Annotated in this window: 16 protein-coding genes and 2 pseudogenes; 13 read left to right on the top strand and 5 right to left on the bottom strand. The window is 56.6% G+C overall.

Annotated elements, in window-relative coordinates:
* Position 1 precedes the first annotated feature (1 nt).
* From AC1Q8Q_RS28420 to AC1Q8Q_RS28385, 8 genes and pseudogenes are all read left to right on the top strand, one after another.
* The gene (locus tag AC1Q8Q_RS28420) at positions 2 to 841 is read left to right on the top strand and encodes an NAD(P)-dependent oxidoreductase (RefSeq protein WP_492615787.1); all 840 of its coding nucleotides are present in this window, start codon (positions 2 to 4) and stop codon (positions 839 to 841) included.
* Between the two features lie 424 nt (positions 842 to 1,265).
* Positions 1,266 to 1,525: pseudogene (locus tag AC1Q8Q_RS28415) on the top strand (SulP family inorganic anion transporter); the annotation flags it as partial.
* Positions 1,526 to 1,592: 67 nt separating this feature from the next.
* Positions 1,593 to 1,742: a hypothetical protein gene (locus tag AC1Q8Q_RS28410; RefSeq protein ID WP_168758101.1), complete on the top strand. Its 150-nt coding sequence runs from the start codon at positions 1,593 to 1,595 to the stop codon at positions 1,740 to 1,742.
* A gap of 271 nt (positions 1,743 to 2,013) precedes the next feature.
* Positions 2,014 to 3,012: a helix-turn-helix domain-containing protein gene (locus AC1Q8Q_RS28405; RefSeq protein WP_017338335.1), complete on the top strand. Its 999-nt coding sequence runs from the start codon at positions 2,014 to 2,016 to the stop codon at positions 3,010 to 3,012.
* A gap of 42 nt (positions 3,013 to 3,054) precedes the next feature.
* Entirely contained in the window at positions 3,055 to 3,888 is an 834-nt protein-coding gene (gene ucpA / locus AC1Q8Q_RS28400; protein ID WP_240963484.1) for an SDR family oxidoreductase UcpA, read from the top strand.
* 81 nt (positions 3,889 to 3,969) lie between these two features.
* A complete protein-coding gene (locus AC1Q8Q_RS28395; protein WP_168758102.1) occupies positions 3,970 to 5,376 on the top strand; it encodes an APC family permease in 1,407 nt (468 codons plus the stop codon).
* Between the two features lie 346 nt (positions 5,377 to 5,722).
* The gene (locus tag AC1Q8Q_RS28390) at positions 5,723 to 7,699 is read left to right on the top strand and encodes a primary-amine oxidase (protein WP_492615786.1); all 1,977 of its coding nucleotides are present in this window, start codon (positions 5,723 to 5,725) and stop codon (positions 7,697 to 7,699) included.
* 57 nt (positions 7,700 to 7,756) lie between these two features.
* Positions 7,757 to 8,521, top strand: a complete 765-nt coding sequence (locus tag AC1Q8Q_RS28385) for a cytochrome c oxidase assembly protein (protein WP_168758104.1) — start codon at positions 7,757 to 7,759, stop codon at positions 8,519 to 8,521.
* On the opposite strand, the gene AC1Q8Q_RS28380 is transcribed toward AC1Q8Q_RS28385, so the two are convergent.
* Both AC1Q8Q_RS28380 and AC1Q8Q_RS28375 read right to left on the bottom strand, forming a co-directional pair.
* A complete protein-coding gene (locus AC1Q8Q_RS28380) occupies positions 8,466 to 9,383 on the bottom strand; it encodes an AraC family transcriptional regulator (RefSeq protein WP_492615785.1) in 918 nt (305 codons plus the stop codon). The two genes, AC1Q8Q_RS28385 and AC1Q8Q_RS28380, sit on opposite strands and share 56 nt — an antisense overlap.
* A gap of 31 nt (positions 9,384 to 9,414) precedes the next feature.
* Entirely contained in the window at positions 9,415 to 9,999 is a 585-nt protein-coding gene (locus tag AC1Q8Q_RS28375) for a TetR/AcrR family transcriptional regulator (RefSeq protein ID WP_168758106.1), read from the bottom strand.
* 160 nt (positions 10,000 to 10,159) lie between these two features.
* On the opposite strand from AC1Q8Q_RS28375, the gene AC1Q8Q_RS28370 reads away from it, so the two are divergent.
* The 4 genes from AC1Q8Q_RS28370 to AC1Q8Q_RS28355 all read left to right on the top strand — a co-directional run bounded on the left by AC1Q8Q_RS28370 (position 10,160) and on the right by AC1Q8Q_RS28355 (position 16,075).
* On the top strand, positions 10,160 to 11,326 hold the full coding sequence (locus AC1Q8Q_RS28370; RefSeq protein ID WP_017338342.1) for an ATP-NAD kinase family protein: 1,167 nt from the start codon (positions 10,160 to 10,162) through the stop codon (positions 11,324 to 11,326).
* 36 nt (positions 11,327 to 11,362) lie between these two features.
* The gene (gcvPA, locus tag AC1Q8Q_RS28365; RefSeq protein ID WP_168758108.1) at positions 11,363 to 12,766 is read left to right on the top strand and encodes an aminomethyl-transferring glycine dehydrogenase subunit GcvPA; all 1,404 of its coding nucleotides are present in this window, start codon (positions 11,363 to 11,365) and stop codon (positions 12,764 to 12,766) included.
* The gene (gene gcvPB, locus AC1Q8Q_RS28360; RefSeq protein ID WP_150636859.1) at positions 12,763 to 14,319 is read left to right on the top strand and encodes an aminomethyl-transferring glycine dehydrogenase subunit GcvPB; all 1,557 of its coding nucleotides are present in this window, start codon (positions 12,763 to 12,765) and stop codon (positions 14,317 to 14,319) included. The genes gcvPA and gcvPB overlap by 4 nt, the downstream gene beginning before the upstream one ends.
* A gap of 133 nt (positions 14,320 to 14,452) precedes the next feature.
* Entirely contained in the window at positions 14,453 to 16,075 is a 1,623-nt protein-coding gene (locus AC1Q8Q_RS28355) for an acyl-CoA synthetase (protein WP_017338345.1), read from the top strand.
* A gap of 51 nt (positions 16,076 to 16,126) precedes the next feature.
* On the opposite strand, the gene AC1Q8Q_RS28350 is transcribed toward AC1Q8Q_RS28355, so the two are convergent.
* Together AC1Q8Q_RS28350 and AC1Q8Q_RS28345 are read right to left on the bottom strand one after the other, a co-directional pair.
* Positions 16,127 to 16,477, bottom strand: coding sequence for a hypothetical protein (locus AC1Q8Q_RS28350; RefSeq protein WP_168758109.1), 351 nt, complete (start codon positions 16,475 to 16,477; stop codon positions 16,127 to 16,129).
* Between the two features lie 61 nt (positions 16,478 to 16,538).
* The gene (locus AC1Q8Q_RS28345; RefSeq protein ID WP_168758110.1) at positions 16,539 to 16,976 is read right to left on the bottom strand and encodes a nuclear transport factor 2 family protein; all 438 of its coding nucleotides are present in this window, start codon (positions 16,974 to 16,976) and stop codon (positions 16,539 to 16,541) included.
* Between the two features lie 370 nt (positions 16,977 to 17,346).
* On the opposite strand from AC1Q8Q_RS28345, the gene AC1Q8Q_RS28340 reads away from it, so the two are divergent.
* A complete protein-coding gene (locus AC1Q8Q_RS28340) occupies positions 17,347 to 18,300 on the top strand; it encodes an LLM class oxidoreductase (protein WP_205896172.1) in 954 nt (317 codons plus the stop codon).
* 45 nt (positions 18,301 to 18,345) lie between these two features.
* Here the strand turns inward: AC1Q8Q_RS28340 and AC1Q8Q_RS28335 are convergent.
* A pseudogene (locus AC1Q8Q_RS28335) lies at positions 18,346 to 18,598 on the bottom strand (hypothetical protein); the annotation flags it as partial.

The following is an 18,598-nucleotide window of genomic DNA, read 5'->3' as shown; positions in this document are numbered from 1 at the left end:
TATGTCCAAAAAAACAACCTTGAAGGTAGGCTTCATCGGGCTCGGTGACCAAGGAGGTCCGATGGCTCAAGCAATCGCCGAGTCTGGATTTGAGCTGCACATTTGGGCTCGTCGCCCCCATTCATTGGAAGCCTTGGCAGGGGCTCCTCACATCGTTGAGAAAACGGTTCAGACGCTTGCCGAGAATTGTGATGTTGTCTGTCTATGCCTCACCGACGACAAAGATATCGTCAGTCTCCTGGACAGCGGGCTTCGGCATGGGCTGAAGCCCGGCGCCGTTCTTGTAAACCATGGCACCGGAGACCCGGGAGAAAGTCGCCGTCTGGCTGCTGAACTTCAACAGCGGGGAATCCCGTACCTTGATGCTCCTGTAAGCGGAGGAAGACCAGGCGCGCTGGCTCGTACGTTGACCACTATGGTGGGTGGTGAGTCGCAGACTTTTTCCAAAGTGCGTGCAGTCTTCGAGACTTTTTCCCGAAGAGTTTCCCTGTTAGGACCGTCAGGCGCCGGCCAGATGACGAAGCTACTGAATAACGCCTTGACCATGTCCAATTTGAAGAACGCAGTGGATGTCTTCAGCTTGGGTAAATCTGTAGGGATGGACTTGGTACAGCTGCATGAGGTCATTGCTATGAGCAGCGGTTCGAGCACAGTTTTGCGAGCGATCAATAACGAGATCACCGCAGATATTGCTCCGCATCTTCAGGGACTTATGCACAAAGACATAGAGCATTTTGCCGACGCTATTCTTGACGCTGGTTTGAATCCCCAAGTCATGCGTGACCGCTGCCTTGCAGGTGCTGATGGACTAGTGGAGTTGGTAGGACAGCTCGCCGGCTGAAGCCCGCCAATCAGAAACTCTTATCGATGTCAGCTGGCGTAAACAAGGTGCAGGCTGCCGGCTGCGCGGGTGCCCTGAACCTAGCGCTCTGGGCACCTGGGCATCGAAAGTGTTCAGGTTGTTGGCGAATGCCCGCTGCTGGCCGGTTTCTGCCCTACACAACAGGCAGTTATCGACCGATCCTGTTGAAAAAGTCGGCCATGGTTTCCACGGCAGTAAAGTACGCGCTTGAGATTGAAATCTTCATTTAGAGGAGAGGATTCCGGGCTCAGATTTCGCGTAGCTGCGCGAATAAAAGGCATTTTCAGCTATCAGTGCGAGCGCAGTCTGGAAGGACCGACTTTTTCAACAGAATCGACCCATAGATGACGTTCAGCAACTGCAAAATTGAGCCAAGAGATGCCTTGGGAGAAAGAAGTCTGGCTTGGCTGTGCCGAACCTTGCAGCAAGCTCCGGGCTGTCGGTCCTCGACTCTCTCCCACAAGGGATGCCGGGATTTACCATCTCTTGGAATACCAACGCCAATATCGTTCCCATGCTGATTGTCGGTTGCGCCGTGGCGCTGGTTTCTTTCGCCGACACCGACCTACTGTCTCGCGTCTACGCGGCGCGGACCAGAACCTACGTGGATCCCAACCAGGAAATGGCCGGCCAGGCGTAGTCAACCTGGCCGCCGGTTTTTTCTAAGGTTTTGCGATCAACTGCAGTTCGTAACGCACGCCCGCGGCCGAAGCCGCTGTTGGATGTGAGCTTGGCCGACATTCTGGTCGAAGTGGAGGAAACCCAGCGCGCAGCGGGCATCACATTGTGCGTGACCGAGATGAAAGACCCCAGTCAAGGTGAGTTCAAGCGATTCGAGTTTTACACGTTACTGGGGAAGGTACGGATTTTCCCACGCTAGACGATGCCGTTGGCAGTTATGTGCAGAGTCATCCGGTTGATCTGGCGGATTGGGAGAACGAGGGGGCAGTGAGTGGTGCCGCCGTTGCTACAGGATGACGTGGCTATCAAAAAAATGCGCAATCTCGGGCCCCTTGCCCCCCGGCTCAATAAGCATCGTGTAAATTTGAAACTGTAGCCATTGAGCATAGGACGCGAGGCACAGGCTCGATAGTCGGTAAAGCCGCCATTCGAATAATAAAAAGAACACTGATGCGCCCAGGAGATATGCCATGAGATCGCAACCGGTCCAGCAAAAATCTCAGCAAGCAGGATTACAGAGCGTTTCTGTCACCGACGCCAATGTGCTGGCGAACTCTTTGTCGGAGTGGCAGCAAGAGTATCTGCAGATAAGCCCGGGGCAATTCGCAGGTTCGGTCACTGAAATTTCCGTGGGTGTGGTGCAGATTTTCCGTGAGGTGATGAATCAAGCGGTGGATCAACATGGGCAAACCCTGCCTGGCAAGTTTGCCTTGGGCATTCCCATCGCGTTGCGCGGCCACGGTTACTGGTGCGGTAAAGAGCTAGATTGCATTGATTCCGTGTTCTTTCTCCGGCCGGATTCCGAACTCAAATTCAAGACCCCCGGCTATTCGGATATTTATGGTGCATCCGTCGATGTTGAAGCCTTCAGGAAATACTCGCTTGATGATGAGTTTGATGACAAGAGTGTCATCGCGCTGACCAAGGAAGTCAGTGCACTGGCGCCCGAAAAATGTGCAGCCTTCCGGCAAGGCTTTGATAACTTTTTCCGTGCCGTCGAGGACAATCCTTCAATTCTCGAATCGGCGTCAGCCAAAAAACAACTCACCTTCGACATCATGCAATTGCTCCTTGGCATGACAGCAGACTTGCCCGTTTCGAAGAAATCTCACGCAGAGCAGTTCATTCATCGCCATGTTGTAGACAGTGCACGCAATTATATTCTTTCAAGAAAAAGTGAAGCGTTAACGGTGACAGATTTGTGTGAGGGGCTGCGCACCAGTCATCGTTCGCTGCATTATGCCTTCAACAAAGTCTTGGGGATCAGCCCCGTGACTTATCTGCGCTACATACGTTTGAACGGCGTCAGGGCAGAACTTGTCTCCAGCGATAAGCCAACCTTGATTAGTGAAGTGGCCGCCAATTGGGGCTTCTGGCATATGGGCATGTTCAGCGTCTACTACAAACATCTGTTTGGCGAACGGCCGTCGGAAACACTTAAAAACCATCGTTCGACGGTAATTACTTAATACCTGATTGTGAAACAGCATGCCCGGGGACACGACCCGGGCATGACGGGATTTTTTTGTTCAAAAAAACCGGAGGACATCATGAGTAAGTTGAACGGGAAAGTGGCCTTGATTACCGGGGCTTCAAAAGGAATGGGGAAATCTCATGCCAGCATCTACGCAAAATATGGGGCCAGCTTGATCCTGGTTGATCTTGATGAGTCAATCCATGAAGTGGCAGCAGAGATTAAAAATACCTACGGCGTGGAGGTACTTGCGCACGTCGGTGATGTGACCGATCCGCAGGCCATGCGCCTGATTGCCGAAAAAGGCATGCAGCGTTTTGGCCGCTTGAATGCGCTGGTCTGCAATGCCGGCGTTTGCCGACTGGCGAAGTTTCTGGATTCCAGCGATGCCGATCTCGACTTGCACATCAACGTTAACGTCAAAGGTGCATGGCATACCGCCCGGGCGGTTCTGCCGCACATGATCAACTCCGGCGGCGGTGCGGTGGTCGTCATGTCGTCCGTCACCGGTGACCTGACGGCCGATCCGGGTGAGGTGGCCTATGCCTTGTCCAAGTCCGCGCTGATTGGCTTCACCAAGGCGCTGGCGGTGGAAATGGCTCCCCATCACATTCGGGTCAATGCCATTTGCCCGGGCTTCATATGGACACCGATGGCGGAGCAGGTCGCCAGGCAAGTCAATCCGGACGATCCGAAGTCGGTTCTTGATGAACTGGCCACAGCCATTCCCATGAAACGCCTGGGCAGGCCCGATGAAGTCGGTGAGTTGTCGGCATTCCTCGCGTCCGACGAGTCCAGTTACATCAACGGTGCGCAAATCGTGATCGATGGTGCCAGCACGCTGCCTGAGACAGTCAGCATCGGGATGTAACCCACGTGAGTTTTCAGCAAGGACGCTACTGCATCGACCCATTGGCGTGATCCATAACAATAAAAGAGTGGAGCTTTTGTGATGACAGAGCTAACCGAATCCCTGCATGAAGAGGCGCCTATAGTCAGTGAAAAGCTGAAGGGCAACCTGGGTACTTATCAGATCGCATTGTTAGTGATTGCCGCCGCCGCACCTTTGGGCGCTGTTCTCACAGCCGCGCCCATCGGCTTTCAACTCGGCAACGGTCCGGGGCTGGCCGGAACATTTTTGCTGGCCGGATTCTTGATGGTTTGTTTCTCGGTCGGCTATGGCGAGTTAATTCGCGCGATCCCGGGTGCTGGCGCGTTTTACAAGTATCTATCAGTGGTGTTTGGTCCGCGAGTTGGCGCGGGCGCGGCATGGGTAGCATTGGCGTCCTACCTGGCAATTACCATTGCCCTGGCCATTGTGTCGGGCTACTACACCAATTTGACCTTGCAAACATTTGGCGTGGATATTGGCTGGACGTCATGGACATTGTTGCTCATGGCGCTGGCGTCTTATCTAGGCCGGGAGAACATTGATTTTGCCGCGAAGATCCTGGTGCCATTGGTGCTTGCTGAGTTCTTCATGCTGTTTCTGCTCGGTATCTCCATTTTCATGGATAAAGGCCTCGCTGCGTTTCCAGTTGAAGCGGTATCGATTGATGCAATAACGTCGCCCGGCCTCGGGGTCGGAATGATGGTCGCGCTGGCAGCGTTCCTCGGTGTCGAGTCCGCAGCGCTGTATGCGATGGAAGCCAAGCGGCCGGAAAAATCCATTCCGGGTGCCACGCGTCTCGCAGTAGCTTTGGTGGCTGTCGCTTACTTTGTGATTATCTGGCTGATTGTAGGTGGCATCGGGGTAGAAGCGATCAAGGGCGAAGCGGCATCGGCGCAAGGCGAACTGATCATCAACCTGTTCTCGACACGCCTGGGAGGCACAACGGCCACCCTTGTTTCGATCATGCTGTGCACCAGCAATTTCGCCTGTTTGTTGTCGCTGCACAACGCGGCCACTCGCTACGTGCATGTGCTGGCCAAAGATAAACATTTGCCGCGTGTGCTATCGAACATTCATCCGCAAAAAAACTCCCCGGCCAATGCGAGTCTTCTAGTAACGGTGTTGGTTGCAGTCTGCATCGCCGTCCCATCGTCGCTGGGTTACGACGCGTTTGTCTTCCTTTTCCCGGTGACGCTGGCTTTGGGAACGATTGGGCTCATCGGGCTTCAGGCATTCATTTCGCTGGCGGTGGTTGCCCATTTCAAGAAAGTCAGCTCTCGCAAGTATCTCAAAGTCTTGGTCAGCCCACTGGTTGCACTGGCGGGGCTTAGCGTGGCGGTTTACTTGATCTATGAGAACTACGGGCTGCTGACCGGCAGTGAATCTGCTTGGGTGAACGGAACGCCATTACTTCTGGTGGTGCTGTTCTTTTACGGCGTGATTAAAGGCCATTCAAAGAACAATTAATTCAACAGTCCGTCGGACGCTGTAAGCACCGCATTAGTGCAGGTTGCTCTTTGATAGTGCAAAGTGATGACTAAAGTCTGGATAACTGGAACGCGCAGGAGGGTTGCCGACCTGACCGCAGCGTTGCCGGATCACTTATCCGCTGTGCCTTGAGCGATTAAAAAGCCAGAAACATGCCAGCTCTTTTAGTTTGGCGAGTGCCCGCTATGTTTCTGCCAATTTGTGTTAATGCGCCTGCGGTAGTTGGTCGTAGCCTTTATAGGCCGACTTACCGCAGTGCTGCAGTTTCTTCATCATCCGAATGCCTTTAAACCCAAAAGTACATTTGACTGGAAGAGTACGAAGCATGAACGTTAATCTTAAAATAACCACCGCGACCCACCCGCTTGACCCGCTTTCGCTAGAGGAGCTTGCTTTGGCGAGCGGCATCCTGAAACGGGAAAAAAACCTTCACGACAAATGCCGCTTCCCGTACCTGCATCTCGCCGAGCCGGATAAGCGTGAGGTATTGGCCCATGTGCCAGGCCAGGCATTTTCCAGGCGTGCATTTGCCTTGGTGCTGGACAAATTGACGGGCAACACCTTCGAAGCGCTGGTTGATTTGAACAGCCAAACCCTTGTCGATTGGCAAGCGGTCGACATTGAAACCCAGGGTCATGCACCGATCATGATTGAGGAGTTCGACCTGTGCGTGGAAGCTGTGCAAAACGACCCCGAGTGGCGTGCGGCTGTCAAGCGCCGGGGCCTCACCGATGCCGATATTGAAAACGTACAGATCGATCCCTGGTCATTCGGGCATTTCGGCGATGATGAACGTTATCAGGGCAAGCGGTTGATGCGCGGTGTCGCGTTCTACCGTGACAAGCTGACCGACAACGGCTACGCCCACCCGATCGAAGGACTGGTTGCTATCATCGACCTGAACAAAGGCGAGGTCATCGAGCTGTTGGACGACGGTCGTCTGACGCCGATTCCCAAAGCCACGATCAACTACGATTCCGCGTCCCTGGGCCAGCCGCGTGACGGACTCAAACCGTTGCACATCACGCAGCCCGAGGGCGTGAGCTTCACTGTCGATGACTGGAAAGTGAGTTGGCAGAACTGGGAGTTCCGCGTCGGCTTCACGCCGCGCGAAGGGCTGGTTCTGCACCAACTGGGCTACAAGGACGGTGACGTCGTGCGCCCGATCCTCTATCGCGCCAGTGTCACCGACATGGGCGTTCCCTATTCGGACAACGAGCTCAATCATTACTGGAAATGCGCGTTCGATGGCGGCGAATACGGGCTCGGTCGTCTGGCCAACCAACTGGAGCTGGGCTGTGATTGCCTGGGGGCGATTCGTTATTTCGATGTGCCTTCGGTCAATGATCAGGGCGAACCTTTTGTCATGAAGAATGCTATCTGCATGCACGAGGAAGATTACGGCACGCTTTGGAAACACTATGAGTTTCGTACCGGTGTGTTCGAAATGCGTCGCTCCCGGCGCCTGGTGATCAGCTTCTTCTGCACCGTGGCCAACTACGACTACGGGTTTTTCTGGTACCTCTATCAGGACGGTACGATTCAACTCGAAGCCAAGCTGACCGGGATCATCCAGACCGCCGCGTTAGCTCCCGGTCAACGCCCCGCCAGCGGGGGCGGCATGGTCACACCCGAGTTCTATGGTCCGACCCACCAGCATTTTTTCAGTGCGCGTTTGCACATGATGGTGGATGGCGAGCACAACTCTGTGACCGAAACCAATTTCCAGTCGCGCCCGCAAGGCGAGGGAAATACCTGGGGCAACGTCTTCGACAGTGTGACCACCACGTTTACCCATGAGCTGGACGCCGCCCGTGAGGCCAACGGCCAGACCGGGCGCTTCTGGAAAATCATCAATCCGAACGTCAAGAACGCCGTCGGCAATCACCCCGGCTACAAGCTGATGGCCGAGCACAATCCGGTCATGCTCGCCCAACCCGACAGCTCGTTTGGTCGACGTGCAGGGTTTGCCAGCAAGCACCTGTGGGTGACGCCTTACGCGCCCGGCGAGCGTTACGGCTCCGGCGATTACCCCAACCAGCATCGGGGTGACGGCCTCCCGCTGTACACGCAGAACAACCGCGAGATCCAGAACCAGGATCTGGTGGTATGGCACACCTTTGGCCATACCCACATCTGCAAACCGGAGGATTTCCCGGTGATGCCGGTGGAATACGTTGGGTTCAAACTCAAGCCCAATAACTTCTTCAACGGCAACCCGGCCATGGACTTGCCGGCGAGCAGGGACCAAGCCAGTGTCCAGGACGGTCAGCCGGCCAGTTGCTGCAAACACAACGCCTGATCAGGTCTCTATCGATGAATGCCCAAGCGCTCTGCGCTTGGGTCGAGGGTGGTTGTCATGTCTGGATTTTCGAGTTGGGCCTGGCTGGAGTTATTGCCGATAGCCGTGTTTGTTTGCTGGGTGAGCGGAGGGCCTAAGGGTTGGAAGCGTCAACCGTTGTTGCTGGGCGGTGCTGCGCTGGTGTTTTTGCTGGGCATGCAGCCGGCGCTGGACGCCGCTGCGCGCCACAGCGTCTGGCTGCACTGCCTGCAAAGCGCCTTGATTCATCACCTGGCGCCGATCCTTTTACTGTTTGCCATCGCCCGGGAGCCGGCCAGTGAAGCGGGTTTCACAAAGGAAGGGAGGGCGGTGCGCATTTGGGTGGTGATTGCGTTTGGTGCAATGAGCGGCGTATGGATGCTGCCGCAATTGCATCAACGATTGATGGACGATGCCACGCTGTATGCGCTGATGAAATGGGCCATGGCCGTGAGTGGGTTGTGGTTGTGCCGGGTAATGGGGCGTTATTGCCAGCGCGCGGATGTTCCCTTGCGCAAGCAGTGGAGCTTCAGCCTGGGGGTGGCGCTACCGCAAGTGCTGGTCGGTGTGATGCTGCTGCTCAGTCCACCTCTGTATCCCATGCACGGTCACTCGATGATGCACATGCACGGTGTCGGGAACATGAGTGCTCAACTGGATCAGTTTTTGGGGGGCGCGCTGATGTGCCTGTCGGCGTTGCTTCTGCTGTGGGTCGATCGTGTTATGCACCGCAAACCTGGGCCGACTATCAACGCCGTTGGGCCGAGGGTGAATGGCCAAACAGGCGTTTGTACTCCTGGCTGAAATAGCTTTGATGGGTGAACCCCCAGCGGTACGCCACATCGGCAACGCTGGGGGCCGGGTGTTCGGTAAGGCTGCGCTGGGCGGCATTCAAACGGACGGCGCGCAGATACGTCAGAGGCGAGCTGCCGGCGATTTTTTCGAAGCTGTAATGCAGCGTGCGGCGGGGGATCTTCAACTCCCTGCACAAGTTCAGGATCGACAGCGATTCCCCTGCAGGGCTTTGCAGCACGCGCTCATGGCAGTATTTGACAATGTGCTGGTGGCTGCCGCCCAGTCCCTGTAAGCGCACCGGGTTTTGCGGCTCCAGCACGTCGAGCAGCGTATCGAGTACGCAGTTCTGAAGGGCTTGATCATTGAGGTCGTCAAGGGTTTGGAGCTGATCAAGCAGGCCGGTCATGGCAACCTGGGCACCTTGTAGACCCCCGGCGCACAGCTTCATTCCGTAACCCCTGGGTCGACGGTAGAACAGTTCAACGTCCTCAGCGACCAACAGTTGTTCAAGCACCTGGCAATTTAACGAAACCACAATGTAGTCAGTGTCCGGCGGTGTGACGAAGAAAAAATCGTCGTCGTAGGGCAGGAAGTTCAGCCCGTCGGCAAGAAGGCTTCGATTCGGCGCCACGTCGGGCTGACTCGGCAGGTTCACCGGCAGCAGCAGGTTTATGCACTGGGCAGGCGTGTGCGTGTGCTGGGCAACAGCGCTGCTCAGGGTTTCACGGAACAATCGGACGCCGTTCAGTTGCACGTCCTGCAGGGCACCGTGAAAAGCACCGGGCGTCAGCTTTTCGTAGTGTTGCGACCAGTGCGCCAGTGATGCGGCGTGTTCGATGATTTCGTCGAAGTGTTGAGTCTGCCTGTGCATCGTGCGGCACCGTTACGCCTGTCGCTTGTCCTTACAGCAGCAATCCGGACGCCAATGCCCGGAAACTTTCGACGGCTTTTTCAGAGGCGGTCTGGGGATCCTCAGCATGTGCAATCCACAAGGAAGCGCCGAGCAGGGCACCCATGATCAGGCGCGCCGTCGTTTCGGTGTCGACCACGCGGATCGTTCCTTCGTCAATCAGCTTTTGAATGCTGCGTTGGGTGCTTCGGATGCACGCGTTCTGGCTCGGCCATTGCGACGGGTCGCCCAGTACCGCTGGCCCGTCGAGGAAGAGAATGCGCTGGATTTCAGGTTCCAGGGACATCTTGATGTAGGCGATGGACTCATCGATGAAGCCGTCCCAGGTTGTGCTGGCCTCTTCGATAATGACCGACAACCGTTCCATCATTTCTCCATCTATCTGGGCGATGACGGCCTGTAGCAAGCCCTTTTTGTCGCCAAAGTGATGGTACAGCGCACCCCGGGTCAGACCCGCTTGAGCGGTGAAATCGTCCATCGAACTTTCCGCATATCCCTTCGCAGCAAATGCGTCTCGCGCCGCCTTGATCAGTTTGCCGCGAGTCTCCGCAATCATGTCCGCACGCTTCTGCGCCATCGGTCGTGTTCCCTATAAAGAATTTAACATTCATTGCGTATGTAAGTTGACATACTTCGCGTATGTCGTATTGTGTATCACATACGAGGCGTATGCAATGAGTCTGAGCTGTGTGCTCTCAGCCTCGGGAGCCCCGCCATTTCGCACAGGATACCGAGCAATGCGTGAACAGCGCGATTCCGATATTTCACTGCACCCCGCAGGTCAGGGGAAAACCCTGGGATTTATCCTCAACCCGGTCGCCGGAATGGGCGGACGCGTGGGGCTAAAGGGCACCGACGGGGTCGAGGTTTTGCAGGAAGCAAGGCGCCGCGGTGCGCAACCCGTTTCAAGCGATCGGGCCTTGATCGCGCTCAAGCGTCTGGCGGCTTCGACGACGCCATTCCGGCTGATCACCGGCTCGGGTGAGCTGGGCGAAGATGTCGCGCGCGCCGCCGGTCTCGACCCGATTGTCGTCTATACGTCGTCGCCGGGAGCGAGCCGGCCCGATGACACCCGAAATGCCGCGCTCGTCATGGCGCATGCCTCGGTCGATCTGCTTTTGTTCGCCGGCGGAGATGGCACCGCGCGCGATGTGCTGGAAAAGGTCAGTGATCGTGTACCGATCCTCGGTATCCCTACGGGTGTGAAGATGTATTCCGCCGTGTTCGGCACCAATCCGCAGAACGCTGGACATCTTGCGGCACGCTTCGTTGCCGGCGACTCGTCGGTGCGCTTTCGCGAAGCCGAGGTCATGGACATCGACGAGGCTGCCATGCGCAACGATCAGGTGTCGGCGCGGCTGTATGGCTACGCCCGCAGCCCGCACCAACGTCACCTGACGCAAAACGCCAAGGCCGGTTCCTTGGCCAACGAAAACATGGCGCTCGACGCCGTGTCCCGACAGGTTGTCAGGGACATGAAACCCGGCTGCCTATACCTGCTGGGGCCAGGCACCACCACGCGACGCATTATGACCGAGCTCGGCCTGCCGTCGACGCTGTTGGGCGTAGACGCGGTCATGGACGGTGCGCTGGTGGGTGCCGACCTCAATGAACACGCGTTGATCCGTCTGATGGAAGGGTACGAGACACGCATCATCGTCGGCGTTCTGGGCGGTCACGGCAGCTTGTTCGGCCGTGGCAACCAGCAGATCAGCGCCGAGGTCATTCGCCGGGCAGGGCGCGAACACATCATCGTGATCACCTCGATGGACAAGCTCCTTTCCCTCGATACCGGCTGCTTGCGCGTCGACACGGGTGACGCCGAAGTCGATGCCATGCTCAGCGGCCACATACGCGTGCACACAGGGCCTGACCGGTCCGTCTTCTTCAGGGTTCGATCCTGATCAATTGTTTCATCCGATAAAAACGAGGATAACCCCATGAGTAATCATGTCGCCCACCCCTACATGGCGAATTCTGTTCCTGCACTCAAACAGGAGATGCTCGACTCGATCGGTGTAGACAGCATTGAGGAGTTGTTCCAGCAAATTCCCAATGAACACCGCCTGCAACGTCCGATTGATTTGCCGCCGGCGCTCAACGAGAGCGAGCTGCGTCGGCATCTGCTCAGCACGCTGTCGAAAAACAAGACCTGCGAGCAAAACCTTAACTTCCTGGGCGCCGGCTGTTGGCAGCATCACGTTCCGGCAGCGTGCGACGAAGTCGTGCGCCGTAATGAATGGCTGACCTCGGTGTTTGGTGAGCCGAGCTCCGACCACGGTCGCAATCAAGCCTGGTTCGAGTTCTGCAGCCAGCTCGGCGAGCTGCTGAACATGGATCTGGTCGGCCTGCCGGTGCGCAGCTGGGGTTGCGCTGCGGGTCACGCCATTCGCATGGCAACCCGAATTACCGGGCGCAGCGAAGTGGCGGTGGTCCGTGCCATCGATCCTGAGCGGCTTTCCATCATCCGCAACTACTGCGAACCCGTGGAAATGCCGGGCCACATCGTCGTGCGACTCGTCGACTTTGACCCGAAAACCGGCTTGCTCGATATTGATCACCTCCGTGCCTCGATCGGTGCGCAAACGGCTGCGGTCTATTTCGAAACACCGTCTTATTTCGGTGTGATCGAACAGCAAGGGGCCGAAATCGCCGCCATTGCCCATGCAGCGGGTGCCGAAGTCATCGTTGGGGTCGATCCGATCTCCCTCGGCGTGATGGCCGCACCGATTGATTTCGGCGCCGACATCGTAGTGGGTACCACTCAGCCGCTCGGCGTGCATATGAACTGTGGTGGCGGGGTCAGCGGCTTCATTGCAACCCGCGACTCAGAACTGTACGCCCACCAATACCCGACGCTGTTCATCAGTATCGCCGAAACCACCAAGCCCGGCGAATATGGTTTTGGCCTGAGCTTGTTCGAACAATCGTCCTACGGCTTGCGTGACAAGGGGAATGACTGGACCGGTCATTCGGTCTACATGTGGGCCATCGCCAATGCCGTCTACATGGCGATGATGGGACCAAAGGGCTTCGAGGATGTAGGCAATCTCATCCTGCAACGTGCTCACTACGCGGCGAAGTTGCTGAGTGAAGTTCCCGGTCTGGCAGTGACATTCCCTTCCGGTTTCTTCAAGGAGTTCGTGGTGAATTTCGACGCCACTGGGCTGAGCGTGAAGGACATCAACAAGCAGTTGCTCGCGCTCGGGATCTTCGGCGGCAAAGATCTGACTCACGACTTTCCGGCGCTTGGGGCCAGCGCCCTGTACTGCGTCACCGAGATTCACACACAAGCCGATATTCAGCGCCTGACTGCTGCACTTAAAGAGGTAATCGCACAATGAGCACTCCACTCAAGGAATACCATGCTCCCGTCTGGAGCGAACCCGTCATTCTGGAGATGGGCTATCCCGGCCGTCGCGGTGTGATCTTTTCCGACGTTGAGGCTGACGTGCAAGCGGCTGTCGGCAGCGCCGTCGATTTGATTCCCGCGAACATGAGGCGCTCCAGCAAACCGGCGTTGCCGGAACTGTCCGAGCCCGAGGTGTTGTATCACTACTTGCGCCTGTCGCAGCAGACCCTGGGCATGATGAACATCAGCCTGTTCGGCACCTGCACCATGAAGTACAACGCGCAGATCAACGAGGCGATGGCATGGCGCCCTGAAATTACTCACGTGCATCCACATCAGGACGAGGACACCCTGCAAGGCGCGCTCGAAGTCGTGCATGGCATGGACACGATTCTGCGCGAGTTGTCCGGGATGGACCAGTTCATCTTCCAGGCAGGCGGCGGTGCTGACGCGGCGTACACCAGTTGCGCGGTGACCCGTGCCTACCATGCTTCCCGTGGCGAACTGGAGCAGCGTGACGAGATCATCACCACCATCCAGACGCACCCCAGCAGCGCCGCGACGGCAGCTGCCGCCGGGTTCAAGGTCATCACCCTGATGATCGAAGAGAACGGTTACCCGTCGCTCGAATCCCTGAAGGCCGCCGTGTCCAACCGCACGGCAGCGCTGATGGTGAACAACCCCGACGACATGGGCGTGTACAACCCGGAAATTCGTGAGTGGGTGCGCGTGGTGCATGAAGCGGGCGGTCTGTGCTTCTACGACCATGCAAACTTCAACGGCGCGATGACTAAGATTCGTGCGCGAGAGCTCGGTTTCGACGCGTGCATGTTCATGCTCCACAAGACGTTCGGCGCACCGAAAAGTGGAGTGGGAGGCCCGGCAGTGGGCGCCTATGGTTGTTCGGCAGAACTTGCACCGTTCCTGCCGGCACCGGTGGTGGCCTTTGACGGTGAACGATACAGCCTGGATTACGACCGTCCGCAGAGTGCCGGCAAGATCCGCGAGTTCTGGGGCAACGTTCCGGTCATCCTCAAGGCCTACGCTTGGTCCCGCGCCATGGGCGCAAAAGGGATGGCTGAGGCGTCGGACATTTCGGTACTGGCCAACAACTACATGGAAAAAGGCTTGCTGGCTATTCGTGGCGTGACTCGTTCACACCCTGAGGCTAAAAGCCACCGGATGGAGATGACGCGCTACAGCCTTGAGCAACTCAAGGAGGAAACCGGAGTCGACGTCCATGACGTGCAAAACCGCATGAGCGATTTCGGTATTGATCCGATGTGGAGCAGTCACCACCCGTGGCTGGTACCGGAGCCGTTCACCCCCGAGGCAGGCGAGATGTACGGTAAAGAGGCGCTGGACACCTGGATTGCGGTGCTTGCGCACATATCCGACGAGGCTTACTCGAATCCGGCGATCGTCAAGACCTCGCCGCACAACCAGGCGATTCACCGGTTGAAGAGCGCACCGCTGGAAGACCCGGCTCATTGGGCCATGACCTGGCGTGCGCACCTGCGCAAAACCAAGCAACAGACTGCTTGAACCTGGCGTTTGCACGCAGCGGCCCCGTTGATCAGGCGGGGCCGTTTTGAAACCTGATCAGAGCTAACAATCAGCCATCGGAGGTTTCCAGCACAGTAAAACAGGCTGGTGATTTCCCCCACAGGATAACCTCATGTCGATTTTCGAAACGGGCCTGGCGCCCTCGGCAGTCAACCATATCGCCCTTTCTCCGCTGAGCTTCATCGAGCGCACAGCCTCTGTCTACGGTGAGTATCCCGCCGTGATCCACGGCGCCATCCGCCGCAACTGGCAAGAGACCTATGAACGTTGCCGGCGCCTGGCTGGCGCACTAAGCCAGAGGGGTATCGGCAAGGGCGATACCGTGGCAGTGATGCTCCCCAACATCCCGGCCATGCTCGAAGCCCACTTTGGCGTGCCGATGATCGGCGCTGTACTCAATACCCTGAACGTGCGGCTGGATGCGCAAGCTATTGCCTTCATGCTTGAGCACGGCGAAGCCAAGGTGTTGATCACCGATCGGGAGTTCCACGCTGTTATTCGTGAAGCCTTAAGCTTGCTCTCTCATCCGCCACTGGTTGTCGATGTGGACGACCCGGAGTACGGCGAAGGCAGCGCGGTTAGCACGCTGGACTATGAAGCCTTCCTCGCTGAAGGTGATCCACAGTTCGCCTGGCAATGGCCTGAGGATGAATGGCAAGCCATCTCGCTCAACTACACATCCGGCACCACGGGGAATCCCAAGGGGGTCATTTACCACCACCGCGGGGCCTATCTCAATTCACTGGGAAATCAGATGACTTGGGCCATGGGGCACCACCCGGTGTATTTGTGGACCTTGCCGATGTTTCATTGCAACGGCTGGTGCTATCCATGGACGGTGACTGCGTTGGCTGGGACTCATGTATTCCTGCGTCGGGTCGATCCGCAGAAAATTCTCACTTTGATTCATCAACATCGGGTCAGCCATTTGTGTGGTGCGCCGATTGTCCTCAATGCGTTGGTCAATCTGCCAGACTCGTCCAAGGCTGCCTTCGATCATCCGGTCGACGCCATGCTGGCGGGCGCCGCACCGCCGGCCAAAGTCATCGGTGCGGTCGAGGAGATGGGCATCAAGGTCACACACGTCTATGGGCTGACTGAGGTTTACGGCCCGGTGACCGTTTGCGCCTGGCATGACCAGTGGGACGAGCAACCGCTGAATGAGCGCGCAAGGATCAAGTCGCGCCAGGGCGTGCGCTATCCGACCCTGGAAGGGCTGATGGTTGCCGATCCGAAAACCCTTGAACCTGTCCCCTTGGACGGCACAAGTGTCGGCGAAATCTTCATGCGCGGGAACACGATCATGAAGGGCTATTTGAAGAACACCGAAGCGACAAGTGAAGCGTTCGAAGGCGGCTGGTTCCATACCGGCGACCTGGCGGTGCGTCACCCTGACGGTTATGTCGAAATCAAGGATCGCCTAAAGGACATCATTATCTCGGGCGGCGAGAACATTTCCACCATCGAGGTCGAAGACGTTCTCTATCGTCACCCGGCAGTACTGGAGGCCGCAGTGGTCGCCCGTCCGGACGAAAAGTGGGGCGAAACTCCTTGCGCCTTCATCAAGCTCAAAGTCGATTATCAGAACACCCGGGAAGCCGATATCATCCTGTTCTGTCGTGAACATCTGGCGGGCTTCAAATTGCCGAAAACCGTGGTGTTCATCGAGTTGCCGAAAACATCGACAGGCAAGATCCAAAAGTACTTGTTGCGCGATTGGGCCAAGGCACTCTGAAAAGAGTGCCCAAGTTTAGAGCGCGTTAGCTGGAGTAGCCGGCAAAGGCTATCAGCCTCTCTCCAGTTTAAATGGAGAAGGCTGATGGTTGGCTGAAGGCTTCAGCGTTTGCAGATCCTGTTCGCAGGTTTTATTGGCGTGGGGGACGCCAAGCTCGCCGACCTCTTCCTGCATCAACGTATCGCAGGCAAAAAAATCAGCGGGTCGGCAATACTTCTCAAGCGAAGCATTGTCGAGATGAAAGGCATAGGTTCTGAAAAAAGGCATCTGGGCCTCCGGTGCAATACCGATGGTGGGGAGGAGACGGGAAATCGAGGTTGGGTAAACAGGCTGGGTTGGGGGATTACGAACCTTGACCGTAAGCGGCAATCCACTCGTTTGTTGACCACCGTTGTCGTCCATCTGTAAAGGAATGCTAGGAGTTAACGGCCTCGGATCTGGTCGAACTTGCGGCAGTATCTGATTACAGCCGAGCTACTTTTTGCGGTTCGCTGCCACCCCAGTACAACCAGGTCCAGCCGTCGCCCTTGCGCTGGAATACCCCGGTCGTAACGTACTGGACGACCGTTGGCTCAGCGTTTTCAAACGTGTGGCCGTCGATTCGGATCTGCGCCCAGGCAATGTCACCGCGTATCCAGGACACCACCAGTCGTGGTTCCCATCGGATGTTCAGGGTGGTCACCCACGTCACGCCATTTTGTACCGCTTCGGTCCCCATGAAGAACTCGTCCAGGCCTGAGCCGGCGATCGCGACGTCCGGATCGGTGAAGTACTTGGCGACGTCCGAGCTAGGCGTGGAAAAACCCTGCAGGACTTTCGTGATAAAGGCATTGAGTGACTCCCGGGTCGCGGTGTCGGAAATCATGGAGGGCGACTGGTACCCAACGAGACTGTCGATCATGAATACTCCCTGTTTGCTTACGTGGTGTTGGAACTTTTCTGCGGGTGATGAAGGTATGGCGTCCGTGTGGCGGAATTTCTCATACGCTGCGTATGTTAGTAATGCCATTTAACATACGCTACGCATGTCAAGCGGCATGCATACCGTATGTTTTTTCGTAAATCCTGGAGCGATGGAAGGCTGGGCTTTCGTAGAAATCGATTGAGCAGCAGGGGATTTTTTGTGGTGAAGGGGCACATCTGTCGATTGACATACGGATTGTATGTTGTATTTTGCTCTGCATACATGGCGTATGTAGCAAGCTTCTGTCCAACCAGGCTTGGCCAGGAGATTGCCTGCGGCACTTCTTCACTTGGATCAATCGTCAAACATGCATGACTTCAAAGATCACCGCGGATACTCGGCCATGTACCGCGAGGGGCACCTGACTCTTGGGCTTTACTTCGCGATTGAATCCTACGCAGGGGCTATCCCGGAGATGGATTTAGCGCGACAGATCAGTACCGCGCAAATGGCGGAACTCTACGGATTTTCGGCGGTGTATTTCAGGGATGTTCCTCTGAATGTTCCTTCGTTCGGTGATGTGGGCCACATTTATGACCCATGGGTATTCATGGGATATGTGGCGGCGCAGACGACCCGTATCGCGCTCGCGACGGGCAGCATCGTTTCGACCTTGCGTCATCCCTTGCATCTCGCCAAGGCAGCAGCTTCGGTAGACAGACTGTCGGGGCAGCGCCTCGTGCTTGGTCTTGCGACAGGGGACCGGCCAACCGAGTTCTCGGCCTTCAACGCCTCTCTCGAAAAACGCCAGGAATTGTTTCAGGAAGCATTGGCGGTGATGCGCCGTGTATGGAGCGAAGAGTCGCCAAGGATCTCCACGTCTAGGGTAGAACTGTCCGTCGCAGACCTTCTACCCAAGCCTCTACTGGGCACCATCCCTGTTATGGTTACGGGACACTCGCGTCAATCGCTGGAGTGGATCGCCAATCATGCCGACGGTTGGCTCTACTATCCGCAGGACGTGGTGCAACAGGCAGTGACGATTAAAAAATGGCGGTCGTTGACTCAAGGTTTCAAGCCATTCTCGCAGTCACTTTATGTTGATCTCTCGCCAGATCCGGAAGAAGCAGCCACGCCTATTCATCTCGGATTCAGGTCAGGCCATCGTTTCCTGATCCATTACCTGCAAACGTTGAGAGAGATAGGGGTCAACCATGTCGGCTTGAATCTCAAATACGGTCGCCGCCCTGCGCACGAAGTCGTTCAGGAGCTGGGTGAGTACGTGGTTCCTTATTTTGCTGGCAACTATCCAGAAGCGTGACAATGAAGCTAAGCAAAACGGAACGGTCGATTTTGATGGACAAGGCTACAAGGCTTGGTCGACTACCGCGTCCAGGGTATCGCGACTGAAGCCCGACTTGGCTTGAATCGCTTTACCATGGAGCATAGCCAGCACGAAGACGGCTAACGCGGAACAGTTGGAAAACCTAGCAATGGTGGGAAAAACTGTTGGACCCATAGAGTTTTCCAACGACTGTTTTTGGCCGATTCTGTTGAAAAAGTAGCTCCCCTGTCTGGCCTGCGGCAAAATCTCTACATTGGCCAGCAGGGAAGCACGC

This window comes from Pseudomonas sp. GW823-FHT06B06, assembly GCF_058795195.1.
Note: the sequence above shows the minus strand (reverse complement) of the source record. Positions and strands in the feature narration are given on the sequence as shown.

Bases quoted from the DNA above. Each gene is read 5' to 3' on its own strand.
- AC1Q8Q_RS28420 (WP_492615787.1), top strand. From the start codon at position 2: ATGTCCAAAAAAACAACCTTGAAGGTAGGCTTCATCGGGCTCGGTGAC.
- AC1Q8Q_RS28405 (WP_017338335.1), top strand. From the start codon at position 2,014: ATGAGATCGCAACCGGTCCAGCAAAAATCTCAGCAAGCAGGATTACAG.
- ucpA (WP_240963484.1), top strand. From the start codon at position 3,055: ATGACGGGATTTTTTTGTTCAAAAAAACCGGAGGACATCATGAGTAAG.
- AC1Q8Q_RS28395 (WP_168758102.1), top strand. From the start codon at position 3,970: ATGACAGAGCTAACCGAATCCCTGCATGAAGAGGCGCCTATAGTCAGT.
- AC1Q8Q_RS28390 (WP_492615786.1), top strand. From the start codon at position 5,723: ATGAACGTTAATCTTAAAATAACCACCGCGACCCACCCGCTTGACCCG.
- AC1Q8Q_RS28385 (WP_168758104.1), top strand. From the start codon at position 7,757: ATGTCTGGATTTTCGAGTTGGGCCTGGCTGGAGTTATTGCCGATAGCC.
- AC1Q8Q_RS28380 (WP_492615785.1), bottom strand. From the start codon at position 9,383: ATGCACAGGCAGACTCAACACTTCGACGAAATCATCGAACACGCCGCA.
- AC1Q8Q_RS28375 (WP_168758106.1), bottom strand. From the start codon at position 9,999: ATGGCGCAGAAGCGTGCGGACATGATTGCGGAGACTCGCGGCAAACTG.
- AC1Q8Q_RS28370 (WP_017338342.1), top strand. From the start codon at position 10,160: ATGCGTGAACAGCGCGATTCCGATATTTCACTGCACCCCGCAGGTCAG.
- gcvPA (WP_168758108.1), top strand. From the start codon at position 11,363: ATGAGTAATCATGTCGCCCACCCCTACATGGCGAATTCTGTTCCTGCA.
- gcvPB (WP_150636859.1), top strand. From the start codon at position 12,763: ATGAGCACTCCACTCAAGGAATACCATGCTCCCGTCTGGAGCGAACCC.
- AC1Q8Q_RS28355 (WP_017338345.1), top strand. From the start codon at position 14,453: ATGTCGATTTTCGAAACGGGCCTGGCGCCCTCGGCAGTCAACCATATC.
- AC1Q8Q_RS28350 (WP_168758109.1), bottom strand. From the start codon at position 16,477: ATGGACGACAACGGTGGTCAACAAACGAGTGGATTGCCGCTTACGGTC.
- AC1Q8Q_RS28345 (WP_168758110.1), bottom strand. From the start codon at position 16,976: ATGATCGACAGTCTCGTTGGGTACCAGTCGCCCTCCATGATTTCCGAC.
- AC1Q8Q_RS28340 (WP_205896172.1), top strand. From the start codon at position 17,347: ATGCATGACTTCAAAGATCACCGCGGATACTCGGCCATGTACCGCGAG.